The organism is Exiguobacterium sp. PFWT01, from assembly GCF_018255795.1.
In the GTDB taxonomy this organism is placed as follows: domain Bacteria; phylum Bacillota; class Bacilli; order Exiguobacteriales; family Exiguobacteriaceae; genus Exiguobacterium.
On the sequence record NZ_CP073755.1, the window covers coordinates 1,508,074 to 1,528,788 of the forward strand.

Consider the following 20,715-nt stretch of genomic DNA (forward strand, 5'->3'; position numbering starts at 1 on the left):
CTCCTCACCCGAAGCTTTACAAATAGTTTACCACAAATCCCCAACTTGCAATCCGAGATTATGTGAATTTTGCACGGACATCAACAACAAAAAAGACGTCACCTCGGGATAAAGGCGACGTCTCTTCTCACGTTATGCAACTTCTTTAGATTGGACTGGTGTCGATGTTGTTAACGGTTTTTTCAAGAACGAGAGGAGCAATGCTCCGACCACCGCACCTGCCAGGATGGCGAGTGCATAGAGACCCATACTCACCGCGACGTTTCCAGCTCCTTCAAGAAGTGGGAAGACGAAGATTCCTCCGTGTGGCGCTGGTAATTGAATCGTGAAGAATGCAGATAATCCCCCTGCGATGGCAGATCCGAGAATCGCTGATGGTAGAACGCGAATCGGGTCCGCAGCTGCGAATGGGATTGCCGCTTCCGTGATGAACGAGGCTCCCATGATATATGCTGTTTTTCCTGCTTCACGCTCTTGTTTCGAGAACTTTTGACGAGCGAAGACTGTTGATGCGAGTGCGACGAGGAGTGGTGGTACCATCCCTCCAGCCATGACGGCTGCCATGACTTCTTGGTTACCCGCTGTGAGTGCTGCCGTTCCGAAGACGTATGCTGTCTTGTTGATCGGACCACCCATATCGACTGCCATCATCCCACCGACGATGACTCCTAAAAGGATAGCGTTTGCGCCGCTCATACTGTTCAACGTATCCATCAACCATGTCATAAGTGCAGCAATCGGTTCATTGACGACGAGCAACATGACCATACCTGAGATAAATGATCCAAGTAAAGGATATAAGAGGACCGGTTTGATTCCTTCAAGTGAAGCTGGCAACTTCGCAAGTGCCTTTTTCAAGAAGAGGACGACATAACCTGCCAAGAAACCAGCGATGAGACCACCGAGGAATCCGGCGTTCCCTTGACTTGCAAGTACCCCTGCCACGAGACCTGGTGCGAGACCTGGGCGATCGGCAATCGACATCGCGATGAAACCGGCGAGAATCGGAACGAGGAAGCCGAATGCAGCTCCACCGATCGTCATCAACTGTGCTGCAAATTCATTGTAAGACGGGTCATCCGGGTTAGCAGAGTTGATGCCCCAGAAGAAGCTGATGGCAATCAAGAGACCACCTGCGACAACGAGTGGAAGCATCGCAGATACCCCGCTCATCAAGTGTTTGTACACGCCTGTACGTTGCTCTTTCGAAGCGCCACCTGATGTTTTCGAAGCTTCATATACCGGCGCATCTTGTTTCACCGCACGATTGATGAGTTCTTCAGGTTTCCGAATCCCTTGTGCGACCGGAACTTCGATGACTCGTTTACCAGCGAAACGATCCATTTCAACAGCTTTGTCCGCTGCGACGATGATCGCTGTTGCCCGGTCGATATCCGCACGTGTCAATTCATTTTTTACGCCAGTCGATCCGTTCGTTTCGACTTTAATATCGACGCCCATCGCTTCCGCTTTTTGTTTCAAGCTGTCTGCCGCCATATACGTATGAGCGATGCCTGTCGGGCAAGCCGTGACCGCCAAAATGAACGGTGCATCTTCATTCGTCGGTTTGACGACTTCTGGCTTCGCTTCTGCCAATTCTTTTTCTTCGATGGCACGGATGACATCGCTTTCAGAAGTTGCTGCATAGAGACGTTCTTGGAATGCAGGGTCCATCAAGTAAACTGAAAGTTTAGAAAGTGTTTCAAGGTGTTCATTATTCGCATTTTCTCCTGCCGCAATCATGAAGAAGAGGCGACTCGGTTGTCCATCTAACGCTTCGTAGTCGACGCCTTCCGAGCGACCGAACGCGATTGCTGGCGTTTTGACCGCACTCGTTTTCGCATGAGGAATGGCAATCCCTTCTCCGAGGCCGGTCGTGCTCTCGCTTTCACGTTTTAGAATCGCATCGCGATAACCGTTGCGGTCGGATAGTTTACCAGCGCGATCAAGGACATCGACAAGTTCTTCGATGACCTCACGCTTAGAACTCGCGCGTAGATTCAATTGAATCGTGTCGCGTTGGAGCAAGTCCGTGATTTTCATGTTGTTTCCTCCATTCGTTTAAGTGGCGTAAGTTGTACTTGATCGATCAAGCGATCGATCTCTTGTTTTGAACATAGACCGAACGTATAAGCAGATGCGCTTCCTGTCGTGACCGCGTATCGAAATGCTTCTTGTTCACCTTTTTCTTTCACATTCGCGACAAATCCAGCGACGAGTGAATCTCCTGCACCAACCGAGTTCACGAGTTTCCCGACCGGAGTGTTCGCTGTGACGGCTCCGTCCTTGTTAACAAGTAGTGCCCCGTCTCCCGCAAAGGAGATGATGACGTTTTTCGCCCCGCGTTTGACGAGCTGTTCGGCATATGGAAGAGCTTCTTCAAACGTTTCAATCTCGGTATCAAACAATTCACCTAATTCATGGTGGTTCGGTTTGATCATGAGTGGTTCGAGGGCGAGCACCTCGAGCATGGCATCTTTCGTTGTATCGACGACAAAGTCGGCACCTTTTTCGCGAATCGATTTTGCAATGGTCCGATATAGCGAGTCTGGTAGGTTGCTCGGGATACTACCCGCGAGGACGACGATATCGCCTTCTTGAACTTGGTCGAATTTGGCCGTCAACAGTTCGAGCTCGCGCTCTGTGATATTCGGTCCGCTCGCATTCAGTTCTGTTTCCTCTTTCGCCCGAATCTTGACGTTGATCCGGGTGTTCCCATTCACCTCTACGAAATCGGTGTGTACACCGTGATCGACGAGTGACTTTTTAATGAAGTCACCGGTCGTCCCACCGATGAAACCAAGCGCCTTCGTCTCTTGTGCATATTCCCGAAGAACGATGGAGACGTTAATTCCTTTACCGCCTGCGCGCTCCGTCGTCTCTTCGATTCGGTTCACTTCTCCTAGATGTACTTCAGGTAATGTTACATAGTAATCAATAGAAGGGTTGAGTGTTAACGTGTAAATCATTTCGCATTCACCACCTTTGTGATTGTTTGGATGGAACTCATTGACTCACTGCTTGATGTGATCAACTGTGCGGCATCTAACGTCGCGACTCGGCTGAACGTTCGTTTCCCGATCTTCGATGCGTCCGCGAGTACGAACGAGGTTTGTGCCAATTCGATTGCCGTTTTTTTGACAAGCGCTTCTTCTGGGTCCGGGGTCGTGTAACCCGCTTCAAGGTCGATTCCATTCATTCCGAGAAAGGCGAGGTCGACGCGATAATTCATCATGCTCTCCCGTGCGTTATACCCGACAAGTGCCTGAGTGGAACGCTTTAATTCTCCGCCAATCACAAACGTCTTAATATCAAGATCAAATAATTCATTCGCAATCGGTAGACTGTTTGTGACGACGACAATCTTTTTGCCTTGTAAAAACGGAACCATCGCCTGAGTGGTTGTACCGGCATCTAAATAAATCGACATCCCGTCTTCGATGAACGTTGCGGCCCTCCGTGCAATCGCAACTTTTTCATTTACGAACCGGTCTCGCTTTTCTTCAAATGTCGGTTCCTCATCTGGAGTCGCAATGAGTGTTGCGCCTCCGTGAACCCTTGCCAGATACCCTTCCGCTTCGAGGTCCGTCAAATCTCGACGAATCGTCGACTCGGATGAATCCGTCAAATCAACCAATTCTTTCAATTTGACGACCTTCTGTTCAGATAAGCGTTGCAAAATCAACTGATGTCGTTGTTTCGTTAACATCTTGTTCCCTCCATACGTCTAATATAAAGCGTTTTCATTATAAAAACAACTAAAATCACTCAAAAACATTCATTTTCATTCAACTTGTCACAATTATAACATAAAAAACGGTCAATAACTGACCGTTTTTCAAGTTTATGACTGTTTTTTTAACCATTCATCCAATTCTTGAACGAGTTTTGGATGAATCGGCGCATCGATCGCTTCTCGATACTCTTTATGCAGCGTGAGAAGCGAATGGGGTGACTCCCGTGTCACGAGCAGATGATTCATATCATCGATGATCGATGAGGTGACCTCCCCTTTTGTTTGAATCATATGGACGTGTTCGGGTGGGACTTGGACATCACGTCCCCCGGTAATCGCAAGAACCGGGACGGTCACATGCTCCAACCGCTCTCGGACGTCATAGGATGCATGTTCTCGAATCCACTTTGCATTTACGACTTGACCTCGATATTTGAAAGACGAGACGTTCGTCCGTAAAGAACGCTCTAACAAATCGTCCTGTCGTTGTCTGACCTTTTTGGCAACGCCCGTCAACCGATAGAAGAGACCTTTTATTCCCTTCACATGTTCGATGTCTTTAGCGAGTGCATCAGCTTGGTATAAGAACATCTGCTTGGACGATTCATGGAAACCGGAAAGTAAGATCAGTCCATCCGCCTTCGTCTCAAGTTGAACGGCAGGAGCAAGGACGGCCCCTTCACTATGACCAAGTAGATATAAGCGATTCACATCGGCCAATTGTCGAATGGTGCGTACGACAAGAATCGCATCGCTAATCAAGTCATGTAATCCGACTTTGTTGAAGTCTCCATCTGACTTCCCGATTCCTTGTTTGTCATATCGGAACACGTTATATCCATGGTCATACAACGCTTCTGCCAACTTGGCATACGTGTTAAAACCGACACCACCCATATTGCCGTCACGGTCACTCGGCCCACTTCCGCTCAACATGACAATCGTCGCCCGAGGCTCCTCATGGGAATGAAAAGTTCCTGCAATCGTTCCATATGCTGTCGTAATCGTCATCTCTTGTTTCATCGTATCGCCTCCATTACTATCATACCCGAAACCGACATCTAAAAAAAATATGTCGCCGTCTTCTCAGACAGCGACAATGATTAGGTCAGTCAGTTAGCCAATCGTGCAGCCAATCGACCGCACCCGTTAATCCATCTTCCGACAGCCGTTCGAACGTATCTTTCTCCGTGAACACATGCCAGCTTCCTTCTAATGAGTCACTCAACATCAAATAAGGGATTCCTGCTTCATCGTAAGCGTCACCCGGTGAACTTGCCAACGAACGCACTTCTAGTTCAGCGAATGGCGCCCGTTCTAGTACTGGATAGGATTTCATCCCTTTCGTCCGAACGTATAGTGGACCATCACCAGTCCCAAGAATATCGAGCATGACGACCGTTTCCACTTTTTCTTTTTGTTCCCCTAGCCGTTCAAGGAAATCGTCACTCGCTTCTCTAGAGTCGCCGTTTCCATTCAAAAAGACATATCGAATCGTATAGTCTGGCATTTCCTCGTTCATCACCTGCATCAGATGATATAAGACCGTAGACGGACCGACGGCAGACAAATAATGGGCCCCGTGCCAGGAAGAATCGAGTCGTGACATGAGAATGATTTCCCGTTCCGATTTTCCTTGTTGGACAAACTCGACATATGGGATCTCTTCACGATAGGGTTTGACTCGAATCGTTTCCCCGTCCTTCAGTTGTTCAGCCGTATCCAAGTCTACCCCTGTACCATCTAACTTCATATAGGATGACGTGAACACGAAACCCGTCTCATTTGGGTCGTCTTCATAAGGGGTGATCAGGTATCCTGCAGCTCCTGCAGATGCGAGCTCTGACAAGTACGCGTTCGCTTCCTGGTCATTCAAAACCTCACCTGCGTAATCGACGGTATACGCATCCTCGATGTTGTCATATGAAAACTTTGTTGTCGGTAAGACGACCACTTTTTCTTTTACATCCGGAATGTCTTGTCCCCACGTCATATGTAGAATCGTACCTTTGAACGGTTGATCAAACGTCATCGATGAAAATCCCTCATATATTTCGTCCCCCACTTCAATCTCAGTCCAGCCGGTTATCCGTTCTGTGTAAAGGAGGTTTCGGTCCATGTCGATAGGTAACTCGGTTCCGAATGATTCAAAAAAGTCGGCACTCTCCCAACTATCCGCATTTCGATCAACTGATGAAATATATTCCGCGGTCTCGAGCGGCGTCGAATAAATTGGATTGAAGAAAAGAACAACTGTCGCGATTGAACGCAACAAACTAAACACGATGATCATGACACGATCTCCATTCATCAATAAATTGCTATGTATACCATTTTTTATTATATACAGCTATTTATGGTCTGACTATTCAATTTTTTATCAATTTAAATATAATTTTAGAAACTGAATGTCATATTCCGACCACAAGAAAAGCCCGTTCGAGTTGAACGGGCTCCTTGTAAATGTTGAAGCTTATACGCCTTCGTATGCTGCGTACATGATTTCTTTTAATTCTTCAACGAGCGGCATTTTCGGGTTGGCTGTCGTACATTGGTCTTCGAATGCGTCGACCGCCATCTTGTCGATCTTCGCATCAAGTTCTGCTTTCTTGATACCTTGCGCCTTGAACGAAAGTTTGATGTTCAAGCGTTGACCGAGCTCGATGATCGCTTGGACGAGTGACTCGACACCTTCAGCTGTCGTGCTTGCTGGAAGTCCGAGGTAACGCGCGATTTCTGCGTAACGTTCGTCAGCGATGAATGACTCATATTTCGGGAACGCTGCAAGTTTCGATGGGCGTGTCGCGTTGTAACGGATGACGTGTGGCATGAGAATCGCGTTCGTACGACCGTGTGGGACGTGGAACTCTCCACCGATTTTGTGAGCAATCGAGTGGTTGATACCGAGGAACGCGTTCGCAAACGCCATACCCGCCATCGTTGAAGCGTTGTGTACTTTCTGACGAGCTTCCGCATCGCTACCGTTTTCATAGGCTTTTGGTAGGTAGTCGAAGATCATCTTGATGGCGCGGAGGCAAAGTCCGTCTGTGTAATCATTCGCCATGACGGAAACATATGCTTCGATTGCGTGTGTCATGACGTCCATTCCTGTATCAGCCGTGATTGAAGCTGGAACGGTCATGACGAACTCAGGGTCGACGATGGCGACGTCTGGTGTGATCGCATAGTCAGCAATCGGATATTTCACGTTACGTTTTTTATCTGTGATGACAGTGAACGGTGTCACTTCAGAACCTGTACCAGACGTTGTCGGGATGGCGATAAACATTGACTTGTTACCGAGTGTCGGGAACTTATACGTCCGTTTGCGAATATCCATAAATTTCTGGCGTAGATTCGAGAACTTCTCTTCTGGACGTTCGTAGAAGAGCCACATTCCTTTCGCAGCATCCATCGGTGAACCACCACCAAGTGCGATGATCATGTCTGGTTGGAAGTGACGCATCGCTTCGGCACCGTTCATGACCGTTTCAACAGATGGATCCGGTTCGACTTGGTCGAAGATGCGGTACTCGACACCAGCCGGCAAGTTTTTGATGACTTTGTCAGCGAATCCGAGTTTGACCATCATTTCGTCTGTGACGATCATCGCCCGTTTTTTCGTTGTGAGCGATTGAAGGTATTGTACTGAGTTTTTCTCGAAATAGATTTTTTCAGGTACTTTGAACCATTGCATATTCACGCGACGTCTCGCCACCTTTTTCACGTTGAGTAGATGTTTCGCCGTCACGTTTTCTGAGACGGAGTTTTTACCGTAAGACCCACAACCGAGCGTGAGGGATGGTGTCATTTCGTTATAAAGGTCACCGATTCCACCATGTGCTGAAGGTGAGTTGACGATGATGCGGCAAGCTTTCATACGGAGACCGAACTCAAGGATGGCATCGTCATCTGTTGAGTGGATGACCGCCGTGTGACCGAGACCACCAATCTCGAGCATTTTTTCAGCGATTGCAAATCCTTCTTCACGTGATTGAACTTTATACGCACCGAGAACCGGGCTTAATTTTTCGTGAGAAAGAAGTTCCGTTGCGCCAACTGTTTCAAGCTCTGCAATCAAGATCTTCGTATCCGCTGGTACTTTGAGACCTGCCTGTTCAGCGATCCATGCTGCCGGCTTCCCGACGATTTCAGGGTTGACCGCACATGTATCTGTACGAATGACGAGTGTTTCAAGTTTTGCTTTTTCTTCTGGTGAGCAGAAGTAGCAACCGAGTGCCGTCATCTCTGCTTTCACTTCTTCATATACTTCTTGATCGACGATGATCGCTTGTTCAGACGCACAGATCATTCCGTTGTCGAACGTTTTTGAAAGGATGACGTCTGAGATGGCACGTTTCACTTTCGCAGTCTTATCGATGTAGGCCGGTACGTTACCAGGTCCGACACCGAGTGCTGGTTTACCAGTCGAGTAAGCCGATTTGACCATCGCTGCCCCACCCGTCGCAAGGACCATCGCTACACCAGGGTGGTTCATGAGCGCTTTCGTCGCATCGAGTGACGGAACTTCAACCCATTGAATCAAGTTTTCAGGAGCACCTGCCGCCACTGCTGCGTCACGGAGGACACGAGCCGCTTCGCTTGAACATTGTTGCGCTGATGGATGGAACGCGAAGATAATCGGGTTACGTGTCTTGATGGCGATGATCGCTTTGAACATCGTTGTCGATGTTGGGTTCGTGACCGGTGTGACCCCAGCGACGACACCGACTGGTTCCGCGATGTATGTGATTCCATTTTGAACGTCATCTTCAAGGACGCCTACCGTTTTCTCACCACGGAGTGAGTTATAGATATATTCTGTCGCAAAAATGTTTTTGATCATCTTGTCTTCAAAGACACCGCGACCTGTTTCTGTATGTGCTAATTTCGCGAGTGCGACGTGTTGCTCAAGTCCTGCAAGCGCCATCGCCTGTACGATATGATCGATTTTCTCTTGGTCGAACGTCATCAACGTATCGAGTGCTTTATGCGCACTGGCTACGAGCGTGTCCACCATTTGTTCTGCCGTTGTTTCCACTTTTGCTTTCTCTTTGACTGCCATGTTAGGTTCCTCCTCATAAGTGAGAGCTTTTTATGAACATATTGACTTGATGGAAGCACATTATGATGACTGTTTTTTAGAGATTGTGCTTTCCTTCACATTCATAGAATACAATGTTTTTCAGGTTTTGTGGGTGACAACAATGTGAACTCTTTCACAATATTTTTTTATCTATTGTTGATAGCTCTTGATTTTTGTATGCGTCCTCAGTAAAATCGAATACGTTTTCATGAAAATATTTCAAACCTTTAATGTAAACGCTTACATATTTTGTGGCGATTCAATCTCTACTATGATGTATCAATCATCACATCAACCCGTTTTTAGGTTCAACTGCACCTAACTCGTGTATAATGAAAATAGAACCTAACTAGGAAGTGAATCTATTATGCCGAAACAAGATGCAGCGGACCAGTTTGTCAAACTGATTCCTTTAATTCGTCGTAAATTGTTACGTCGATCTGATTTTCCTCAAATTCCAAACCTGAACTTCTCTCATTTCCATCTATTGATGTTGATTGAGGACGAGGGGGCTGTCACGAATGGACGAATCAGCGAGACACTCTCCATCGCGCCACCGAACGTTACCCCGCTCATCACGAAATTATTGAACGAGGGGTATATCACGCGGGTGCCAGACGAGCGGGATCGCCGCGTGATTTGGAATCAACTGACCGAGAAAGGTGAACGGATCTTACTTGAGCGCAGAGACTCATTCCGTAGACTATTCGAGGAACGTCTCGCCTTTTTGAATGAGGACGAAACTGACCGACTCTTTGAGAGTTTGAAGACACTTACAGAGATTGTCGAGAAGATGGACAAAGGTGACGAGTAAAACTTTTCTCGTCAATTCCCGCAACTTCTTATATAATCTGTAATGAATCTACGTACAAATGGAAAGAGAGATGACATGTAATGGGTCGTAAATGGAACAACATTAAAGAGAAGAAGGCGTCAAAAGATGCGAACACGAGTCGCGTCTATGCGAAGTTCGGTCGCGAGATTTATGTGGCCGCCCGTCAAGGGGAACCTGATCCTGAGTTGAACCAGTCATTAAAATTCGTGGTGGAGCGTGCGAAGACGTATAACGTGCCCCGGGCGATCATCGATCGTGCCATCGATAAAGCCAAAGGTGGCGATGAGGAAAACTTCGATGAGCTTCGATATGAAGGGTTTGGTCCGAATGGTTCGATGGTCATCGTCGATACATTGACGAATAACGTCAACCGTACGGCTTCAGAAGTCCGTGCCGCTTTCGGTAAAAACGGAGGCAACATGGGAGTCAGTGGTTCGGTCGCATATATGTTCGATGCAACCGCCGTCATCGGTGTCAATGAAATGTCGGCAGATGACGTCCTCGAACTGATGATGGAGCATGACCTTGATGTGCGTGATGTTATCGAGGAAGACGAGACGGTCATCGTCTATGCAGAGCCAGAAGCGTTCCACGCCGTTCAGACTGCATTCAAGGCTGCCGGAGTAGAAGAGTTTGCCGTTGCGGAATTGACGATGCTCCCGCAGAACGAAGTGTCACTCGATGACGATTCGAAAGAACAGTTTGAAAAATTAATCGATGTGCTCGAAGACTTGGAAGATGTGCGCCAAGTGTATCATAACGTCGAGATGTAACACGTAAGCGATAACTTTCACGAGTTATCGCTTTTTTTCATATTCGATTTGACAAGTGTCACATCATATGTTAAATTTCAAAAAGTCTTTATCATATTAAAGTGATACCAAGAGAAAGAAAACACGAAAGGTGTTGGATCGATATGAACGCAGTATTACTTGCAGTCATCGTCTTATTTGCGCTCGCCATCAGCCGAGTGCACATTGTATTATCATTAATCTTAGCGGCGCTTGTCGGAGGGCTTGTTGGAGGACTTGGGTTCAACGATACGTTGACCGCCTTCAGTGACGGTCTTGGTGGTGGAGCGAGCATCGCACTCAGCTACGCGCTTCTCGGTGCATTCGCTGTCGGGTTATCGAAGACGGGGCTTCCGGACGTCTTAGCTGAAAAATTGATTGCGATGTCAGGTCGTGACGTGTCAGGCAAGCGTGTGATGTACGTTAAAGCATTCCTGTTGTCACTCATCTTATTGTTATCTATCAGCTCTCAAAACGTGCTTCCGATTCACATCGCCTTTATCCCGATTGTGATTCCGCCGTTACTCGTACTGTTCAATGAGTTGAATGTAGACCGTCGTCTCGTAGCGACCATTTTGACGTTCGGTCTTGTGACACCATATATGTTGTTACCTGTCGGGTTTGGTGGGATTTACTTGAATGAGATTCTCATTGCAAACGTTGAAGCAAACGGCTTGACTGTCGGAGACGTCAACATCATCTCAATCATGGGCATCCCGGCATTAGGGATGGTCGTCGGATTGATTGCGGCATTTATTCACTACCGGAAACCGAGAACGTATGACACGATTGCACTCGGACCAACTGATTATGAAGTACGTCAAATGAGTAGTTTGAAGATGATCATAACACTCGCTGTCGTTCTCATCGTCCTCATCGTTCAATTGCAGACCGAGTCGATGATCGCCTCTGCGGTGACTGGTTTGATTTTGCTTTCAATCTTCCGCTTGATTCCATGGTCTGAGGCAGATGATATCTTCACAAGCGGCATGCGCATGATGGCATTCATCGGGTTCGTCATGATCGCCGCAAGTGGATTCGCTGCCGTCATCCGCGAGACAGGTGCGATCGAACCGCTCGTCAACGGAGCGAGCGATTTGATGGGTGACTCTAAACTCATCGCCGCTCTCGTCATGTTGCTCGTCGGCCTTGTCATCACGCTCGGAATCGGTTCAAGTTTCTCGACCGTTCCAATCATTGCAGCGATTTTTGTCCCGCTCTGTGTACAATACGGCTTCTCAGTCGAGGCAACGATTGCCATCATCGGGACTGCAGGAGCGCTTGGGGACGCAGGTAGCCCAGCGAGTGACTCGACACTCGGACCTACGAGTGGATTGAACGCTGACGGTCAACACGATCACCTACGTGAAACGGTTTGGCCAACGTTCTTACACTACAATATTCCACTCCTCATCTTCGGTGTGATTGCCGCGATGGTGCTTTGATCATTTTTTCCGTCGTGAATAAATGGTTCCTAATAAAATGAGGATGAGAATAAACCAGATTCCCGTATACATGAGGATTTCGGTGAACATAAAACTCCTCCTAAACAAAAGATAAGGAGCGACGGCTGTCGCTCCTTTTTATGATGAGGTTTTTAATTCGGTCTTGCAAGTATCGAGATACGCATCGACGACCTCTGCTACTTCTCGTCCTTCCCGAATCGCCCATACAATCAGGCTTTGCCCTCGCTTGGCATCCCCCGCGACAAAGACGTTTTCCGTTGCCGTCTGGAAATCTTTCGTCTTCTCGACACCGATTTTCCGCAACTCGTGCTCTGGTCGTTCAAATCCAATGGCGACGAGGACGAGATCCGCCGGATAAATCTCGAGGGAATCCTCTTCCACAAAGAACGTCGCCTGTCCATCTGGATTGACCACTTTCGTCATCCGCTCCGTCTCGATTCCGGTGACACGTCCTTCTTTCGTGACGATTTGGTTGGAGCGAATCAAATACGTTCTCGGGTCTTTCTCATAGACCGCGAGTGATTCCGCATACGCATAATCCGTCGTAAGCGTGTCCGGTTGAAGTGGCCAAGGTTTCTCTGGTGCACGGAGCAACCCTTTTGACGGGTGCTTCCCAAATTGAACGACTGATTTTGCACCTTGACGGATTGCCGTCGCCACACAGTCGGCCCCTGTATCTCCACCCCCGATGACGATGACATTTTTGTCTTTGGCGTCATGTTCTGGTGATCGGGTCGTTCCTTTTCGCTCGTATATCGATGTCGTCAAATAATCCATCGCCATTTCAACACCACGTGCATCATCGCCATCAATCCCGAGCGTGCGCTGTTTTTGAGCGCCAGTCGCGAAAATCACCGCATCGTATTGGTTTCGAAGCGCCTCGACTGTCACATCCGTACCGATCTCTATGTTCGTCTGGATGACAATCCCCTCTTGTTCGAGCAACCGAATACGGCGCCTCACGACGTCCTTATCCAGTTTCATGTTTGGGATTCCGTACATGAGTAGCCCTCCCGGTTCATCCGCCTTCTCGATGATGGTGACCGAATGTCCGAGCTGGTTCAGTTGGTCGGCAGCCGCCAATCCAGCCGGCCCACTTCCGATGATGGCGACTGTCATCCCGCTTCTTCGATGGACCGGCCTTGGTTTCACCCAACCTTCTTCAAATGCTCGATCGATGATGGTTCGTTCAATCGATTTGATCGCAACCGGATCTTCACTGATTCCGAGTGTACAAGACCCCTCACACGGTGCGGGACAAACTCGACCCGTAAACTCCGGGAAGTTATTTGTCTCCATCAATCGGTGATACGCTCCCATCCAGTCCGATTTGGTCACAAGCTTGTTCCACTCCGGGATATAGTTGTGAATCGGGCACCCAATCGTCTCTTGTCCAATCATATCCCCGACATGACAGAATGGAGTGCCACAGTCCATACAACGTGCAGCCTGCTGTTTGACCGATTCGTCATCCATTCGTGTCGCATATTCTTCATAATCCTTCACTCGCTCATCCACAAGACGCTCAGGTAATGTGGACCGTGCGATGTTTAAAAAGTTATGTTTCATGCGTTACCCCCCTCAGTCACAACCCGGAACAATTCAAGTGCTCGGTCCGCTTCGCTCAATTCCGGTCGATTCGCCTCGATTTGACGCATAACGTCCAATACATTCGCATAATCTCGAGGAACGACCTTTACAAAGTGAGAGCGAGCTTGTTCGAACGACTCTAAAATAGTCCGTGCTTTAACACTGTCTGTATGAAACTGATGCGCTTCGAGAAGTGCATAAATTTGTTCCATATCTTCATCGTTCAATTCTTTCACGACGGAGACGAGCTCCTCGTTGACGAGTCGATCGTACGCTTGATCCCCATAAATATATGCGACGCCACCTGACATGCCGGCTGCAAAGTTCCGTCCGACATCACCGAGGACGAGAACCGTTCCCCCGGTCATATACTCACATCCATGATCGCCGACTCCTTCGACGACTGCCGTCGCCCCGGAATTTCGAACGGCAAAACGCTCGCCGACGTGACCGTTAAAGAAGGCTTGTCCGCTCGTCGCTCCGTACAAGCAGACGTTTCCGGCAATCATTTGATTACTTTCATCAAACGGTGCATGTTTTTCAGAGATCAATGCTAATTTCCCACCGCTCAAGCCCTTCCCGATATAATCGTTGGCATCCCCGATGACAGAAATGGTGATTCCTCGCGGTAAAAATGCTCCTAAGCTTTGTCCGGCTGACCCACTGAGGCGAAGCGAGATGGTATCGTCCGCTAAACCGACCTGACCGTGAACTTTCGTCACTTCAAACCCCAACTGTGTTCCGACGGCACGATCGGTGTTTCGGATGCGACCGACGAAGAAGGTCGGTTGCAACGAGCTGATTGACCGTGAGACTGCCGGAATCAATTTTCGGTGATCATAGGAACGGTATGCCGGGTGAGCGACTTCTTCACGCTCAGGAAGTGGTGTCGACATCGAGAGCATCGGTGCTAAATCTAACCGTTTTGCTTTCGGATGTTTCGTCTTCCATTCACTTTCTTTGAGGAGATCTGTTCGACCAATCACGTCGTCTAATGATGTCACACCGAGTGATGCTAAAATTTCTCGTACTTCTTCTGCCAAGAACGTCATCAGGTTGACGACGTGTTCTGGTTTCCCCATAAATTTCTGACGAAGCACAGGGTCCTGTGTCGCCACACCAACCGGACATGTATCTAAATGGCATGCACGCATCATAATACATCCAAGGACGACGAGTGGCGCTGTCGCAAACGCAAACTCTTCCGCCCCGAAGATGGCAGCTAGGACGATGTCTCGCCCCGTCATGAGCTTTCCGTCCGTCTCAAGTGTGACTCTCCCCCGTAACCCGTTCAACGCGAGCGTTTGATGCGTCTCTAAGAGTCCAAGTTCCCAAGGAAGACCTGTGTGCTTGATTGATGTCTTTGGAGAAGCACCGGTTCCACCATCATATCCACTGATTACAATCGTATCGGCGTTCGCTTTCGCGACACCGGCTGCAATCGTCCCGACGCCTGACTTCGAGACAAGTTTGACACTGATTTTCGCCTTCGGATTCACATGCTTTAAGTCAAAGATGAGTTGGGCCAAGTCCTCAATCGAATAAATATCGTGATGTGGAGGCGGTGAGATGAGTCCAACCCCCGGAACGGATCCACGCACTTCGGCGACCCATGGGTACACTTTATTTCCAGGAAGTTGGCCACCCTCACCCGGTTTTGCCCCTTGCGCCATCTTGATTTGAATTTCATCGGCATGGTAAAGATATTCTGCCGTCACCCCGAATCGTCCGCTCGCGACTTGCTTGATGCGGCTGATGCGTTCGTTCCCGAACTCATCCGGGACGAAGCGGGCCCGGTCTTCCCCGCCTTCTCCAGAGTTACTTTTCGCACCGATCTGATTCATGGCGATAGCGAGCGTTTCATGCGCCTCTTTCGACAAGGACCCGAATGACATCGCGCCTGTCTTAAAACGGCGAACGATCGACGTGACTGGCTCTACTTCTTCGAGCGGGACAGGACGTTGTGTTTTAAATGTAAACAACTGTCGTATGAACTGTCCTGATGATTCATGCAGCTTCACATAAGCATCATAATATTTACGTTCATTCTCACGACAGGCACGTTGCAACAAATGAATCGTCTTCGGATTGAATGCATGTTCTTCTCCGTCTGCACGCCATTGGAAATCACTTCCCGCCTCGAGCGGACGATTCGTCGCATAGGCGGACGTATGGAGTGTTCTCGCTTCGTCTTCAAGTTCTTCAAATCCGATTCCAGACAGTTGGGACGTCGTTCCCCTGAAATGCGTCTCAATCAAATCACGATCTAATCCGACAGCTTCGAAAATTTGGGCCCCACGGTAGCTTTGAATCGTCGAGATACCCATTTTCGACATGATTTTGACGATGCCTTCGACAACTGCTTTTTGATACGAGCGAATGGCCTCTTCAAATGAATGCGCGATTTGTTCTCGTTCGACTAAGTCTCGTATCGTCGCATAGGCTACATAAGGATATACCGCATCTGCCCCATACCCAATCAAGGTCGCTGCCTGATGCACTTCTCGAACTTCACCGCTCTCACAAATGAGACTACAGTTCGAGCGCAAGTTCTCTCGAATCAAGTGTTGATGGACCGCACTCAGTACGAGGAGAGACGGCATCGCAATCCGTTCATTACTGACGAGACGGTCAGATAGGACGATCACGTTCGCACCATTTCGTACAATCTGGCTGACCTGTTGCAAAAGGGCTTCAAGCGACGCCTCTAAATCATTCGTAAACGTTGTATCGACTCGTTCGACCTTGAGCTTCTCGGCAAGTTGCTTGAGGATTGCCCCATCAATCATCGGATGATTCAACCACACACGTTTCGCGTGACCTCGTCCGGTATGGACCGGATCTCCTTGCGGACCAATCCAAGTAAACGTAGCCGTGACAATTTTCTCCCGTAACGCGTCGATTGGCGGGTTGGTCACTTGCGCGAAGTGTTGTTTGAAATAATGGAACAAGGAACGGGGCCGCGTCGAGAGCACCGCGATTGGTTGGTCATTCCCCATCGAGCCGATTGGATCTTTTTCGTCTTTGATTAACGGAACCATGTACTGTTCAATGTCTTCTTTCGTATATCCAAACGCACGTTGCACACGCCCGAGTTCAAGTAGTTCTTCTTCAACGACCCCTCGTTCCTCAATGGTCATCATCTGCTTTAGCCATTTGTGATAAGGCTCTGACTTCGCAATCGTCTCTTTGATCTCATGATCAGGGATCAATCGCTTTTCAATCAAGTCGATCAACAACAACTGTCCTGGTCTTAGACGTTGTTTAGATTTGACGTTCTCTGCGTCAACCGGGATGACTCCTGTTTCAGAGGAGAGAATCAATTCCCCGTCCAATGTTTCGACATAACGCATCGGACGCAAGCCGTTACGATCTAAAATTGCTCCGATTTGCCTTCCATCTGTGAAGACGACTCCAGTCGGTCCATCCCACGGCTCCATGATGGATGAATGATACTGGTAAAAGTCGCGCTTGAACGGTTCCATCTTTCCTTCGACAAATGGTTCAGGAATCAACATCATCGCCGTGTGGGCGATCGAACGACCTGTTCGTGTGAAGAATTCAAAAGCGTTATCGAGCATGGACGAGTCGCTCCCATCCTCTTGAAGCACAGGAAACAAGTGTTGAACGTCTTCGAATAAGTCTGTTGACGTGACCCCTTCCCGTGCTCGCATCGCATCGATATTTCCGCGAAGCGTGTTGATTTCCCCGTTATGGACTATCATGCGGTTCGGATGTGCTCGTTCCCAAGAAGGGAACGTGTTCGTCGAGAAACGAGAATGAACGATGCCGAACGTACTTTTGTAATGAGGGGATTGCAAATCCAAATAAAATGCTGCGATTTGATTTGGCGTCAACATCCCTTTATATACGATCGTTCTCGTTGACAGGCTTGCGATATATAGGCGTAATGATTCGACTTTTTCGATTTTCCGACGAAGTTCATAAAAGACGCGTTCATTCGCATCCTCGTCTAGGAATGGACATGAGATGAACCATTGATAGATGACCGGTTGTGTGACCCGCGCATGTTCCCCGATTTGCATCGGGTCGACAGGTACTTCACGCCATTCGATTGTCGAACAATCCAGTTCATCCGCCATCCGTTCCATCAACGTGATTTTTTCGTGAAGCTGATTCTCAGACGGCTGAAAAAAAACCATTCCGACAGCGTAACGACCGAGTGACGGAAGGTTCATGGTTCGCGTAAACAATTCGTGTGGAATCTCAGTCATGATACCCGCCCCATCACCAGCATCGATGACACCTTGTCCTCCTCGGTGCTCTAAATTACATAACATCGAGAGCGATTTTTGGACGATTTCATGTTTCTTTAGCCCATGTAAATTGACGTAAAGTCCAATCCCACACGCATCTTTCTCAAATTTTGAGTCATACAAACCAACTCGACTCATATCATCGACCCCTTTCACTCACAGTTTCGTAATTAACATTCTGTTCTAAATATTCTGAAAAATCAAGTGAGTTGCATGGATTTTTGCATAACAGGAATCGAATTGGATCATATTGAAAGCGTATACATGACTGTTATCAATGGATTTATCGTTTTTAGTTATGTTCGATAAAGAATAAATATCCATAAATATTATTTATTTATAGGTTCTTCAGAACATAAAAAAGGATATCCTGAAGATACCCTTTTCTTGATTATTGTTCTACTGTTTTACGTGGATGATGTAAAAACGATTTCGGACGTTTCCACAAAATCAAACCAATATACCCAATCGCAAGCAATGCGAGGGCGCTGACAATCACAACATAGAGTGTGCCTTCTTCGATTCTCGCAAAGATTCCGATATACGCCCAGACGAATACGAGTGGATAGATGAAATCATGATGCCACCACATAAAGAGAAGGGCAAGAATCACACCGACCATCAGCATAAGTGAGGTCCAGGCGAGTTCATCAAGACCTAACAGCGACGTGATCTGTTCCGTCTTCATCACAACGAACGTGTTGACGATGGTCGCGACTGATACCCAGCCGATGTAGATGGAGAACGGGAACCGATCGAGCCAGCTCGTAGACGTCCGAAAAGCGATATAATACAACCAGCACAGCGTAGCCAGGAACAACACCATGATGATCAGTGAGACGACAAACCATTCGTTCGTGAATGCCAATAGCCATAAACCATTCAGCACGCAAGAGACTAAAAATCCGGCTTTCATCCGCTCGGCTTGACGATTCGCCGTCGTACCTTTCTTCAACTGGAGCACCAACCAGACGAGTAACGCGACATAGATGACACCCCAAATCGAGAAAGCGTACCCTGCCGGCTTAAAGTAGATATCGATGCGGTCCGAAACCGCCGCGTTGTCGCCGCTCGCGAAATAGTTGATGACGACGGTCGCTAAAAAAGCAACCCAGTTTACAATCGGCCATTTTGATAAGTCCATAAGCACGATCTTCTAAATGAAGATCAAACACCTCCTTTTGTAACATAATATTCAATACCCGCATCCATGTGACTCTACACGTATAAAGGGGCTCGCATATGCGAACCCCTTCTCAATTAAAAGTCGATTTCGTCTGGATCTGGTCCGAGACGTTCCCCTGTCGCCACTTGATCGATTTTCGCCAAATCGTCCGCATCGAGTGAGAAGTCGAATACATCAAAGTTCTCACGGATTCGATGTGGTGTCACCGATTTCGGTAACGCGACATGACCAGACTCAAGATGCCAACGGAGAACTATCTGTGCCGGCGTCTTCCCATGTTTTTCTGCAATCTCAGAAAAGGCAGGGATGTCCAAAAACTTACCTTGCATGAGTGGGCTCCACGCCTCGATCTGAATCCCTTCATCTTGACAGTAATCCAACAAATCCGGTTGCGGGAGTTGTGGATGAAGTTCAACTTGATTGATGAGTGGCGCCATCAGACCGGCTTCTTTCAATGTTTCTAAGTGGTGTTCTTTAAAGTTGGATACACCGATTGCTTTGATTTTTCCGGCTTCATATAAATCGATGAGATCTTTCCACGCATCGACGAACCCATCTACCGGCCAATGCAACAGACAAAGGTCCAAATAATCTGTCTGGAGTCGTTTTAACGAGTCTTCGAATGCCTCTTTCGTTTTGCCTTCACGAATGTCATCATTCCAAATCTTCGACGTGATGAACAATTCAGAGCGATCTACACCCGAGAGATGAATTCCCTTCGCAACGCCCTCTTCATTTTTATAGATTGCAGCCGTATCGATGTGACGATAGCCTGTTTTGATGGCTTCAACGACAGCAGCTGGTGCCTCGGTTTCATTATCGACCTTCCAGACACCAAAGCCGATCATCGGAATTTCGACCTTATTTCGTAATGTTGCGTAAAGCATCTCATTCATCCCCTTTTCATTCTAACGAGCTGATTGTATCATACCCGAGAATTTATTTCGGAAAACTAAATCGTCAAATCTTTTCGGGTGAATCGGATGAACGAGAGTGCTGAAAAGATGGTCAGGAGAGCGAGTAACCAGATGAAATGGATTCCCCAATATTCCTCACGCATGATGGCACCGGCGTCAAAGAGAGAGAAGAATGAGAGGTTTGACATCCAATCGAATTGATCGCTCACTCCTTGGATGATATTCACCATGAGAAAGAACGTGAAGATTCCACCCGTCACCATATAGGATTTATTACTATCATCGCACAGACTCGCAATCACATAAGCGGCTACGCCTAGGACGAGCAACATGAGCGCCCCATTCAATTGAAGCATCCACAGAACCGCATAGTCGATTTGTAAATCGAACAGAAGGTCCGCTGCCATTAAACTCAATCCATTCAGACCGACAAATAGTCCGACTGCCACAATCAACACAACAAAGCTTGACATCACATACGTGACCCGAGAAATCGGTGCCGCCATATACAGTATGATTTCTCCAGAATCGATCGGTTTAGCCAACAGTTTCGAGGCGAAAGTCAATGCGAATAAAACTGCGAGGACGTAGAAAATCAAGCCATAATAGTTACTCGACAATAGATTAAGAACGTTGTCCATCGCCATCGACGCATCGATTTGGAAGACATCGAGAAGTTCAGGTGGCAACGACTCTAATTTTGCCTCAATCAATCCTGTTTCTTGAATAGATGGGAAGATTGCGGCTAAGAAAAAGAGATATATGCTAGTCCCGACTGAATATCCTAGAATCCAACTGCGATTCTGTTTCAACATGGAGCGAATTAACATG

14 protein-coding genes are annotated in these 20,715 nt (G+C 47.8%); 3 read left to right on the plus strand and 11 right to left on the minus strand.

The genetic code is table 11. The features are described 5' to 3' along the window. Nucleotides 1-132 precede the first annotated feature (132 nt). The 6 genes from KD909_RS07840 to adhE all read right to left on the minus strand — a co-directional run bounded on the left by KD909_RS07840 (nt 133) and on the right by adhE (nt 8,801). Nucleotides 133-2,043, minus strand: a complete 1,911-nt coding sequence (locus tag KD909_RS07840; RefSeq protein ID WP_211781257.1) for a PTS fructose transporter subunit IIABC — start codon at nt 2,041-2,043, stop codon at nt 133-135. After that, nucleotides 2,040-2,969, minus strand: coding sequence for a 1-phosphofructokinase (gene pfkB, locus KD909_RS07845; protein ID WP_211781258.1), 930 nt, complete (start codon nt 2,967-2,969; stop codon nt 2,040-2,042). The genes KD909_RS07840 and pfkB overlap by 4 nt, the downstream gene beginning before the upstream one ends. Then, nucleotides 2,966-3,709, minus strand: a complete 744-nt coding sequence (locus KD909_RS07850; protein ID WP_211781259.1) for a DeoR/GlpR family DNA-binding transcription regulator — start codon at nt 3,707-3,709, stop codon at nt 2,966-2,968. Before KD909_RS07850 ends, pfkB begins: the two co-directional genes overlap by 4 nt. A 135-nt stretch (nt 3,710-3,844) precedes the next feature. Further along, nucleotides 3,845-4,759: an alpha/beta hydrolase gene (locus KD909_RS07855; RefSeq protein WP_211781260.1), complete on the minus strand. Its 915-nt coding sequence runs from the start codon at nt 4,757-4,759 to the stop codon at nt 3,845-3,847. A gap of 85 nt (nt 4,760-4,844) precedes the next feature. Next, nucleotides 4,845-6,029: a zinc-binding metallopeptidase family protein gene (locus KD909_RS07860; RefSeq protein ID WP_211781261.1), complete on the minus strand. Its 1,185-nt coding sequence runs from the start codon at nt 6,027-6,029 to the stop codon at nt 4,845-4,847. Nucleotides 6,030-6,209: 180 nt separating this feature from the next. Further along, the gene (adhE, locus tag KD909_RS07865; protein WP_012726208.1) at nt 6,210-8,801 is read right to left on the minus strand and encodes a bifunctional acetaldehyde-CoA/alcohol dehydrogenase; all 2,592 of its coding nucleotides are present in this window, start codon (nt 8,799-8,801) and stop codon (nt 6,210-6,212) included. Nucleotides 8,802-9,189: 388 nt separating this feature from the next. On the opposite strand from adhE, the gene KD909_RS07870 reads away from it, so the two are divergent. From KD909_RS07870 to KD909_RS07880, 3 genes are all read left to right on the plus strand, one after another. After that, nucleotides 9,190-9,636, plus strand: coding sequence for a MarR family winged helix-turn-helix transcriptional regulator (locus KD909_RS07870; RefSeq protein ID WP_211781262.1), 447 nt, complete (start codon nt 9,190-9,192; stop codon nt 9,634-9,636). Between the two features lie 80 nt (nt 9,637-9,716). Then, complete coding sequence (locus tag KD909_RS07875) at nt 9,717-10,430, plus strand: YebC/PmpR family DNA-binding transcriptional regulator (RefSeq protein WP_078146835.1); 714 nt, start codon at nt 9,717-9,719, stop codon at nt 10,428-10,430. A 143-nt stretch (nt 10,431-10,573) separates the two neighbouring features. Next, complete coding sequence (locus KD909_RS07880; protein WP_211781263.1) at nt 10,574-11,893, plus strand: Na+/H+ antiporter family protein; 1,320 nt, start codon at nt 10,574-10,576, stop codon at nt 11,891-11,893. Between the two features lie 138 nt (nt 11,894-12,031). On the opposite strand, the gene KD909_RS07885 is transcribed toward KD909_RS07880, so the two are convergent. The 5 genes from KD909_RS07885 to KD909_RS07905 all read right to left on the minus strand — a co-directional run bounded on the left by KD909_RS07885 (nt 12,032) and on the right by KD909_RS07905 (nt 20,714). Continuing rightward, nucleotides 12,032-13,483, minus strand: a complete 1,452-nt coding sequence (locus KD909_RS07885) for a glutamate synthase subunit beta (RefSeq protein ID WP_211781264.1) — start codon at nt 13,481-13,483, stop codon at nt 12,032-12,034. Then, nucleotides 13,480-17,919, minus strand: coding sequence for a glutamate synthase large subunit (gene gltB, locus KD909_RS07890; RefSeq protein WP_211781265.1), 4,440 nt, complete (start codon nt 17,917-17,919; stop codon nt 13,480-13,482). The genes KD909_RS07885 and gltB overlap by 4 nt, the downstream gene beginning before the upstream one ends. Nucleotides 17,920-18,172: 253 nt before the next feature. Next, complete coding sequence (locus KD909_RS07895; RefSeq protein ID WP_211781266.1) at nt 18,173-18,925, minus strand: tryptophan-rich sensory protein; 753 nt, start codon at nt 18,923-18,925, stop codon at nt 18,173-18,175. Between the two features lie 116 nt (nt 18,926-19,041). Then, nucleotides 19,042-19,854, minus strand: a complete 813-nt coding sequence (locus KD909_RS07900) for an aldo/keto reductase (protein WP_078146830.1) — start codon at nt 19,852-19,854, stop codon at nt 19,042-19,044. 65 nt (nt 19,855-19,919) lie between these two features. After that, a complete protein-coding gene (locus KD909_RS07905; RefSeq protein WP_211781267.1) occupies nt 19,920-20,714 on the minus strand; it encodes an ABC transporter permease subunit in 795 nt (264 codons plus the stop codon). Between the last annotated feature and the right edge of the window lies 1 nt (nt 20,715).

Coding starts and splice junctions, on each gene's coding strand:
- KD909_RS07840 (WP_211781257.1), bottom strand. CDS start 2,043: ATGAAAATCACGGACTTGCTCCAACGCGACACGATTCAATTGAATCTA.
- pfkB (WP_211781258.1), bottom strand. CDS start 2,969: ATGATTTACACGTTAACACTCAACCCTTCTATTGATTACTATGTAACA.
- KD909_RS07850 (WP_211781259.1), bottom strand. CDS start 3,709: ATGTTAACGAAACAACGACATCAGTTGATTTTGCAACGCTTATCTGAA.
- KD909_RS07855 (WP_211781260.1), bottom strand. CDS start 4,759: ATGAAACAAGAGATGACGATTACGACAGCATATGGAACGATTGCAGGA.
- KD909_RS07860 (WP_211781261.1), bottom strand. CDS start 6,029: ATGATCATCGTGTTTAGTTTGTTGCGTTCAATCGCGACAGTTGTTCTT.
- adhE (WP_012726208.1), bottom strand. CDS start 8,801: ATGGCAGTCAAAGAGAAAGCAAAAGTGGAAACAACGGCAGAACAAATG.
- KD909_RS07870 (WP_211781262.1), top strand. CDS start 9,190: ATGCCGAAACAAGATGCAGCGGACCAGTTTGTCAAACTGATTCCTTTA.
- KD909_RS07875 (WP_078146835.1), top strand. CDS start 9,717: ATGGGTCGTAAATGGAACAACATTAAAGAGAAGAAGGCGTCAAAAGAT.
- KD909_RS07880 (WP_211781263.1), top strand. CDS start 10,574: ATGAACGCAGTATTACTTGCAGTCATCGTCTTATTTGCGCTCGCCATC.
- KD909_RS07885 (WP_211781264.1), bottom strand. CDS start 13,483: ATGAAACATAACTTTTTAAACATCGCACGGTCCACATTACCTGAGCGT.
- gltB (WP_211781265.1), bottom strand. CDS start 17,919: ATGAGTCGAGTTGGTTTGTATGACTCAAAATTTGAGAAAGATGCGTGT.
- KD909_RS07895 (WP_211781266.1), bottom strand. CDS start 18,925: ATGGACTTATCAAAATGGCCGATTGTAAACTGGGTTGCTTTTTTAGCG.
- KD909_RS07900 (WP_078146830.1), bottom strand. CDS start 19,854: ATGCTTTACGCAACATTACGAAATAAGGTCGAAATTCCGATGATCGGC.
- KD909_RS07905 (WP_211781267.1), bottom strand. CDS start 20,714: ATGTTAATTCGCTCCATGTTGAAACAGAATCGCAGTTGGATTCTAGGA.